Annotated in this window: 6 protein-coding genes and 1 pseudogene; 6 read left to right on the top strand and 1 reads right to left on the bottom strand. The window is 71.5% G+C overall.

What is annotated here, in order from left to right; translation table 11 throughout:
• Positions 1–400, bottom strand: a pseudogene (locus tag VN520_RS35205) (SWIM zinc finger family protein); the annotation flags it as partial.
• Between the two features lie 154 nt (positions 401–554).
• Here VN520_RS35205 and VN520_RS35200 point away from each other — a divergent pair.
• The 6 genes from VN520_RS35200 to sucD form a co-directional block, all read left to right on the top strand.
• On the top strand, positions 555–986 hold the full coding sequence (locus VN520_RS35200; protein WP_325751018.1) for a hypothetical protein: 432 nt from the start codon (positions 555–557) through the stop codon (positions 984–986).
• A 108-nt stretch (positions 987–1,094) separates the two neighbouring features.
• Positions 1,095–2,207 carry an AAA family ATPase gene (locus tag VN520_RS35195; protein WP_325751017.1) on the top strand — a complete coding sequence of 371 codons (1,113 nt, stop codon included), beginning with the start codon at positions 1,095–1,097 and terminating at the stop codon, positions 2,205–2,207.
• On the top strand, positions 2,204–4,516 hold the full coding sequence (locus VN520_RS35190) for a DUF5682 family protein (RefSeq protein WP_325751016.1): 2,313 nt from the start codon (positions 2,204–2,206) through the stop codon (positions 4,514–4,516). Before VN520_RS35195 ends, VN520_RS35190 begins: the two co-directional genes overlap by 4 nt.
• Positions 4,513–5,733 carry a VWA domain-containing protein gene (locus VN520_RS35185; protein ID WP_325751015.1) on the top strand — a complete coding sequence of 407 codons (1,221 nt, stop codon included), beginning with the start codon at positions 4,513–4,515 and terminating at the stop codon, positions 5,731–5,733. The genes VN520_RS35190 and VN520_RS35185 overlap by 4 nt, the downstream gene beginning before the upstream one ends.
• Positions 5,734–6,047: 314 nt before the next feature.
• Complete coding sequence (gene sucC, locus VN520_RS35180) at positions 6,048–7,229, top strand: ADP-forming succinate--CoA ligase subunit beta (protein WP_325751014.1); 1,182 nt, start codon at positions 6,048–6,050, stop codon at positions 7,227–7,229.
• A 21-nt stretch (positions 7,230–7,250) separates the two neighbouring features.
• The coding region (gene sucD / locus VN520_RS35175; RefSeq protein WP_325751013.1) for a succinate--CoA ligase subunit alpha at positions 7,251–7,931 on the top strand (681 nt) is incomplete at its 3' end.

Raw genomic sequence — 7,931 nt, 5'->3', positions numbered from 1 at the left:
CCGCCTGGGCCGCTGCCCGGCCGCACCGGTCCGCCAGCCACTGCGCGGCCCAGGGGGGCGGCTCCTGGTCCTGCTCAAGCATCGGGGCGCCGGAGGCGACGAGGAGCGACAGCCCCAGGACATGCGCGCAAGGGGGCCTCTCGGAAGTACAACTGCAGCTGTACGCGGGCCCGTTCGCGTCGATCAGCGTACGGTGCGGTGCGTTGCCGCCATCCGTGCACAGCCCCCATGCGATACCCGCACCGCCGTGACCCGCACCTGACCACGCGCGCTCCGAACCGAGCGCGCGGCCGCTCGCGCGTGACTTGTCGTCAGGAGCGAGGCCCAGCACCCGCTCCATCGCCCGGCGTGCCGCCTGGTCGGCGGAGCGGCGGGCTTCTTCCCCGTGGGACAGCACCATGGGACCGACGGTAAGGCGTGCCACTGACAATCGGCTTCGGCTGCCGATTCCGCCCGTTCCGTACTGCCTTGACCGCTTCGCTTCCGTGCGCTTTTCTGCGAAGCGGAGAGTTCTGCGAAGCAGAGCATTCGGCGAACAGAACCGGGGGGTTTCCATGAACCGCATCACGAGCACCACCCGCACCATCCGTGCCGCCGTGGCGGCATCGGCCGTCTGCGCCCTCGCACTCGGCCTCGGTGCCTGCTCAGACGAGGCTGTCGACGCCGTCGACAGGGCCACGGACGAGACGTACGAGGTGACCTACGAAGTCACCGGTACGAGCGCCGACGAGATCCAGTTCCACGGGGGCGGGGGCAAGGCCATGGAGCCCGAGATCGAGTCGGTCGAGTCGCCCGCGCTGCCCTGGAGGAAGACCGTCACCCTGCGCGGAATCATGCCGCCGGCGGTCATGCCGGTCGCACCGGACGCGGGTGCGGCTGACCTCGCCTGCACCATCACGTACAAGGGTGAGGTCATCGAGGAGGTGAAGGGCGAGAAGCTCCTCACGAGCGGCGGATGCGTCGCGGTCTCGCCCGTCACGGGCTGACTTCCCGTCCGGTCCCCCGATCGGCCCCGGCCATGTGCCGGGACCGATTGTCAGTGCCATGGTGCACGGTGGAAACCGCATCGGATCGACCGATCCGGAGGGGGATCCATGACCGTGCCCGTACAGACCGACGCAGTCGGCGGCGAAGCCCTGAGGCCGCACGCCGAGCATGCCTTCGCCGACGAGCTCAAGGCGCTCGCCGCCGCTGACGACCGTCCCAGGCCCGCCCGTTGGAAGCTCTCACCATGGGCCGTCTCCACCTATCTGCTCGGTGGCACGCTCCCGGACGGCACGCTGATCACACCGAAGTATGTGGGCCCGCGCCGCCTCGTCGAAGTCGCTGTCACCACGCTCGCCACCGACCGGGCCCTGCTGCTCCTCGGCGTTCCGGGGACCGCCAAGACGTGGGTGTCCGAACACCTCGCCGCGGCCGTCAGCGGGGACTCGACCCTGCTCGTCCAGGGAACAGCGGGTACCCCCGAGGAAGCCGTCCGCTACGGGTGGAACTACGCGCAGCTGCTGGCCCACGGACCCAGTCGCGACGCGTTGGTGCCGAGCCCTGTCATGCGGGCCATGGCCGAGGGCATGACCGCCCGTGTGGAGGAACTCACCCGTATTCCCGCCGATGTGCAGGACGCGCTCATCACGATCCTGTCGGAGAAGACACTTCCCGTCCCGGAGCTGGGGCAAGAGGTGCAGGCGGTGCGGGGGTTCAACCTCGTCGCCACGGCGAACGACCGCGACCGCGGGGTCAACGAGCTCTCCGGCGCACTGCGCCGCCGGTTCAACACCGTCGTGCTGCCGCTGCCCGCGACATCTGAGGCAGAGGTGGACATCGTGTCCCGGCGGGTGGCCCAGATCGGGCATTCGCTCGATCTGCCCCCGGCTCCCGACGGCATGGCCGAGATCCGGCGCGTCGTCACGGTCTTCCGTGAACTGCGCGACGGCCTCACCACGGACGGCCGCACCAAGATCAAGTCGCCGTCCGGGACGCTGTCCACGGCCGAGGCCATCTCCGTCATCACCGAAGGCCTCGCGCTCGCCGCTCACTTCGGCGACGGAGTCCTGCGGCCGGGGGACGTGGCGGCAGGCATCCGCGGGGCAGTGGTCCGTGACCCCACGGCCGACCGCGTGGTCTGGCAGGAGTACGTGGAGACCGTCGTCAGGGAGCGGGACGGCTGGAAGGACTTCTACCGCGCCTGCCGTGAGGCCGCCGAATGACTCCCCGCGCCGGAGGCACCACTGCTCCCGGAGGGCCGCTGCTGCTGGGGGTGCGCCACCACGGTCCGGGCTCCGCCCGTGCGGTCCTGGCCGCCCTGGAATCCGCACGGCCGAGTGCCGTGCTCGTCGAAGGGCCGCCCGAGGGCGATGGGCTGCTGTCGCTTGCCGCGCACAGCCGGATGCGTCCGCCGGTCGCGCTGCTCGCCCACGCCGTGGACGACCCGGGGCGCGCCGCGTTCTGGCCGCTGGCCGGCTTCTCGCCCGAGTGGGTGGCGATCCGCTGGGCATCGGCGCACGGGGTCCCCGTGCGCTTCGTCGACCTGCCCGCCGCGCACTCACTGGCGCTGGCGGAGCAGCGGGAGGGCGCACCGGAGGGCGTCCGGGCCATCGATCCGATCGGGATCCTCGCCGGGGCCGCGGGGTACGACGACCCCGAGCGCTGGTGGGAGGACGTCGTCGAACACCGTGCGGCGGACGGGCGGCCGGCAGACCCGCTCGCCCCCTTCGCCGCGCTCGCCGAGGCGATGACGGCGCTGCGCGAGGCGTACGGGGACGGCGGACATCCGCAGGACGCGGTGCGGGAAGCCTGTATGCGCCTCCGGATGCGCACGGCCCGTAAGGAGTTCGGCGACGGCATCGCCGTGGTCTGCGGCGCGTGGCACGTGCCCGCGCTCACGGCGAGGAGGACGGTCGCCGCCGACCGGGCGCTCCTCAAGGGGATGCCCAAGGTGAGGACGGAGCTGACCTGGGTGCCCTGGACCCATCGCAGGCTCGCCCGGTACAGCGGATACGGCGCGGGGATCGAGTCGCCCGGCTGGTACGAGCACCTCTTCGGCGCCCCCGACCGGCCCGTCGAGCGCTGGATGACGAAGGTGGCCGGCCTTCTGCGCGGCACGGACAGGACCGTGTCCTCCGCGGATGTCATCGAGGCCGTCAGGCTGGCAGGGACGCTGGCCGCCCTGCGCGGCCGCCCGGCGGTCGGCCTGGACGAAGCCACCGACGCGGTCAGGGCCGTCATGTGCGAGGGGTCCGATGTGCCGCTCGCCCTGGTGCGGGACCGGCTCGTCGTCGGCGAGGTCCTCGGTGAGGTCCCGGACACCGCCCCGGCCGTCCCCCTCCAGCGTGATCTGGACAAGCAGCAGCGCACGCTGCGGCTCAGGCCCGAGGCGGAGAGGCGCGAGCTGGAGCTCGATCTGCGCAAGGACACCGACGCCGCCCGCAGCAGACTGCTGCACCGGCTGCGGCTCATCGGAGTGCACTGGGGCGAACCCGCAGCGGGCCGGGGCAGCACGGGCACGTTCCGCGAGAGCTGGCGGCTGCACTGGGAGCCCGAACTCTTCGTCCGGATCGCCGAGGCCGGGGTGTGGGGCACCACCGTGCTCGGCGCCGCGACCGCCAGGGCCGAGGCGGACGCCGTTTCGGCGGCGTCGCTCGCCGGGGTCACCGCGCTGGCCGAGCAGTGCCTCCTGGCCGGCCTGCCGGAAACCCTGCCCGTCGTGATGAGGGCCCTCGCCGACCGGGCCGCCCTCGACGCGGACGTCGGACACCTGGCCGACGCGCTGCCCGCCCTGGCCCGCTCCCTGCGGTACGGGGACGTACGGTCCACCGACACCGCGGCCCTGGGAGAGGTGGCCGTCGGCCTCGCCGAGCGCGTCTGCGTAGGTCTGCCGTCCGCCTGCACCGGCCTCGACGCGGACGCCGCCGATGAGGCGCGGCGCCGGGTGGACGGCGTGCACACCGCGATCGGACTGCTCGCCGGGGCCGTTCGGGCAGGCGGACTGCCCGAGCGGTGGGCCGGGGTCCTGCACAGGCTGTCCGTCAGGGACGCGGTCGCCGGTGTGATCCGGGGGCGTGCCACGCGACTGCTCCTGGACGACGGGCGGCTGGCCGGAAGCGAGGCCGCGCGCCTGATGGGACTGGCACTCTCGCCCGGCACCGCACCGGCCGACGCGGCGGCCTGGATCGAGGGCTTCATCGGAGGGGCGGCGGGTGGTGGCCTGCTGCTCGTCCACGACGAGCGGCTCCTCGGGCTGGTCGACACCTGGCTGACGGGCATACCGGCCGACGCGTTCGCCGGCGTACTGCCCCTGGTGCGCCGCACGTTCTCGGCCTACGAGCCGGGTGTACGACGCACGCTGGGTGAGCTCGTCCGCCGCGGAACGGAGCCCGCGAGGACGCACGGGGAGGGTGTGCCGGCCGCACCCGGCTTCGGTGAAGGACTCGACGAGGAGCGGGCGGACGCCGTGGTCCCGGTGGTCAGGCTGCTGCTCGGCCTCGGCGCCCCGGCGGAGCGGGCGGCGGCCCGATGACCACGGACCGGGCGGACATGGAGGAGGAGAAGACGGTGGACGCGGTTCCTGCCGAGGACGAGCGGCTGCGGCGCTGGCGCATGGTGCTCGGCGCGGACGGCGCCGGGGGCACCGGGCACGCGCTCGACGGACGCGACGCGGCGATGGACGAAGCACTGACCGCTCTGTACGACGGGGGGAGGAAGCCGGGCGGCCGAGGCGGCACCGGGCGCTCTGCGGGGCTCGGGGCATCCGCCCCGGCGATGGCCCGCTGGCTCGGTGACATCCGTACGTACTTCCCGGCCTCCGTCGTCCAGGTCATGCAGCGTGACGCGATCGACCGCCTCGGGCTCTCCGCCCTGCTGCTGGAGCCGGAGATGCTGGAGGCCGTCGAACCCGACGTCCATCTGGTCGGCACCCTGCTCTCGCTCGGCAAGGCCATGCCGGAGACGACGAGGGAAACGGCCCGGGCCGTCGTACGCAAGGTCGTCGAGGACCTGGAGCGCCGGCTGGCCACCCGTACGAGGGCGACGCTCACCGGCGCCCTCGACCGCTCGGCCAGGTCGGGCCGGCCACGTCACCGCGACATCGACTGGGACCGCACGATCCGGGCCAACCTCAGGAACCACGTGACCCTCCCCGGCCGTGGAGCGGCCGGCACGGTGATACCCGAGCGGCTCATCGGGTACGGGCGCACGGACCGGTCCGTGAAGAAGGACGTCATCCTCTGCGTCGACCAGTCGGGGTCCATGGCCGCCTCCGTCGTCCACGCCTCGGTCTTCGGCGCGGTGCTCGCCTCGATGCGGACCCTGGCGACCCGGCTCGTGGTGTTCGACACGGCTGTCGTCGATCTCACCGACCAGCTCGACGATCCGGTCGACGTCCTGTTCGGCACGCAGCTCGGCGGCGGCACGGACATCAACCGCGCGCTGGCCTACTGCCAGTCCAGGATCACCCGTCCGGCGGACACCGTAGTCGTCCTCATCAGCGATCTCCACGAGGGAGGGATCCGCGACGAGATGCTGGAACGGGCCGCCGCGATGAAGGCGTCCGGTGTGCAGTTCGTGACGCTGCTCGCGCTCTCCGACGAGGGCACGCCCTCCTACGACCGGCAGCACGCCGCCGCGCTGGCGGAGCTCGGCGCCCCGGCCTTCGCCTGCACCCCGGATCTCTTCCCCGAGGTCATGGCCGCGGCGATCGAGAAACGGCCCCTGCCGATACCGGACACCGGCCGGTGACCTGACGGTGCGGCCCCACGGCCCGTGCGGGAGCTCCGGCCACGGACGTTCCGGCCGCGGGGCGTCCTGTCCGGCCCGTGGGCGTGCGTTTTGTCCTTCGCACCCCGGTCACCAGCGCGGTCTGTGACCGGTATCACCGCTCAGGTGTGATGTGCAATTTAGGGTCCGGCGCGGCGCGGGGATAACCTGCCGGATGGACATGCCGCGTACCCGGTCACCGTGTGCGCCTCCCTAGTGACTGCGCAGTCACGTTGCCCTCGCGGCACGCCCACGCAGAAAACCAACCGCGAGACCACTAAAAGGGACGGACGCGCGTGGACCTGTTCGAGTACCAGGCGAGGGACCTCTTCGCCAAGCACGGTGTACCGGTGCTGGCCGGTGAAGTCATCGACACGCCTGAGGCAGCCCGCGAGGCGACCGAGCGGCTGGGCGGCAAGTCGGTCGTCAAGGCGCAGGTGAAGGTCGGCGGCCGCGGCAAGGCCGGCGGCGTCAAGCTGGCCGGCACCCCCGACGAGGCGGTCGCCCGGGCGACCGACATCCTCGGCATGGACATCAAGGGCCACACGGTCCACAAGGTGATGATCGCCGAGCTGTCCCCGGAGATCGAGGCGGAGTACTACGTCTCGTACCTCCTCGACCGCACCAACCGCACCTTCCTCGCCATGGCGTCGGTGCAGGGCGGCATGGACATCGAGGAGGTCGCGGAGAAGACCCCCGAGGCCCTCGCGAAGGTCCCGGTCAACGCCGTCGACGGCGTGGACATCGAGAAGGCCCGCGAGATCGTGGCCCAGGCGAAGTTCCCGGCCGAGGTGGCCGAGGGTGTCGCCGAGGCCATGGTGACCCTGTGGGACACCTTCGTCGCCGAGGACGCGCTCCTCGTCGAGGTCAACCCGCTGGTGAAGACCAAGGACGGCCGCATCCTGGCGCTGGACGGCAAGGTGTCTCTCGACGAGAACGCCGACTTCCGTCAGCCCGACCACGAGGCGCTCGAGGACAAGGACGCGGCCAACCCGCTCGAGGCCGCCGCCAAGGCCAAGAACCTCAACTACGTCAAGCTCGAGGGCGAGGTCGGCATCATCGGTAACGGTGCCGGTCTGGTCATGTCGACCCTGGACGTCGTCGCGTACGCCGGTGAGAAGCACGGCAACGTGAAGCCCGCCAACTTCCTCGACATCGGTGGCGGCGCCTCCGCCGAGGTCATGGCGAACGGCCTCGAGATCATCCTCGGCGACGCGGACGTCAAGTCCGTCTTCGTCAACGTCTTCGGTGGCATCACCGCCTGCGACGAGGTCGCCAACGGCATCGTCCAGGCCCTGGAGCTGCTCAAGTCCAAGGGCGAGGACGTCACCAAGCCGCTGGTCGTGCGCCTCGACGGCAACAACGCGGAGCTGGGTCGCAAGATCCTCTCCGACGCCAACCACCCGCTCGTACAGCGCGTGGACACCATGGACGGCGCGGCCGACAAGGCCGCCGAGCTCGCCGCGGCTGCGAAGTAAGGGACGAGGGACTCCAACACCATGGCTATCTTCCTCACCAAGGACAGCAAGGTCATCGTCCAGGGGATGACCGGCGCCACGGGCATGAAGCACACCAAGCTCATGCTGGCCGACGGCACCAACATCGTCGGTGGCGTGAACCCGCGCAAGGCGGGCACCTCCGTCGACTTCGACGGCACCGAGGTACCCGTGTTCGGGTCCGTCGCCGAGGCGATGGAGAAGACCGGCGCCGACGTGTCCGTCCTCTTCGTGCCGCCGGCCTTCGCGAAGGCCGCCGTCGTCGAGGCGATCGACGCCGAGATCCCGCTGGCCGTCGTGATCACCGAGGGCATCGCCGTGCACGACTCGGCCGCCTTCTGGGCGTACGCCGGTTCGAAGGGCAACAAGACCCGGATCATCGGCCCGAACTGCCCCGGTCTGATCACCCCCGGTCAGTCCAACGCCGGCATCATCCCGGGCGACATCACGAAGCCGGGCCGCATCGGCCTGGTCTCGAAGTCCGGCACGCTGACGTACCAGATGATGTACGAGCTCCGTGACATCGGCTTCTCGTCGGCCGTCGGTATCGGTGGCGACCCGGTCATCGGCACGACGCACATCGACGCGCTCGCCGCGTTCGAGGCCGACCCCGACACCGACCTGATCGTCATGATCGGTGAGATCGGCGGCGACGCCGAGGAGCGCGCGGCGGACTTCATCAAG

The sequence above is a fragment of the Streptomyces sp. genome (assembly GCF_035563135.1).
In the GTDB taxonomy this organism is placed as follows: domain Bacteria; phylum Actinomycetota; class Actinomycetes; order Streptomycetales; family Streptomycetaceae; genus Streptomyces.
This window is presented reverse-complemented; position numbering and strand designations above follow the sequence as displayed.

What these genes read in the sequence shown, in the direction of transcription:
- VN520_RS35200 (WP_325751018.1), top strand. Translation starts at nt 555, where the DNA reads ATGAACCGCATCACGAGCACCACCCGCACCATCCGTGCCGCCGTGGCG.
- VN520_RS35185 (WP_325751015.1), top strand. Translation starts at nt 4,513, where the DNA reads ATGACCACGGACCGGGCGGACATGGAGGAGGAGAAGACGGTGGACGCG.
- VN520_RS35195 (WP_325751017.1), top strand. Translation starts at nt 1,095, where the DNA reads ATGACCGTGCCCGTACAGACCGACGCAGTCGGCGGCGAAGCCCTGAGG.
- VN520_RS35190 (WP_325751016.1), top strand. Translation starts at nt 2,204, where the DNA reads ATGACTCCCCGCGCCGGAGGCACCACTGCTCCCGGAGGGCCGCTGCTG.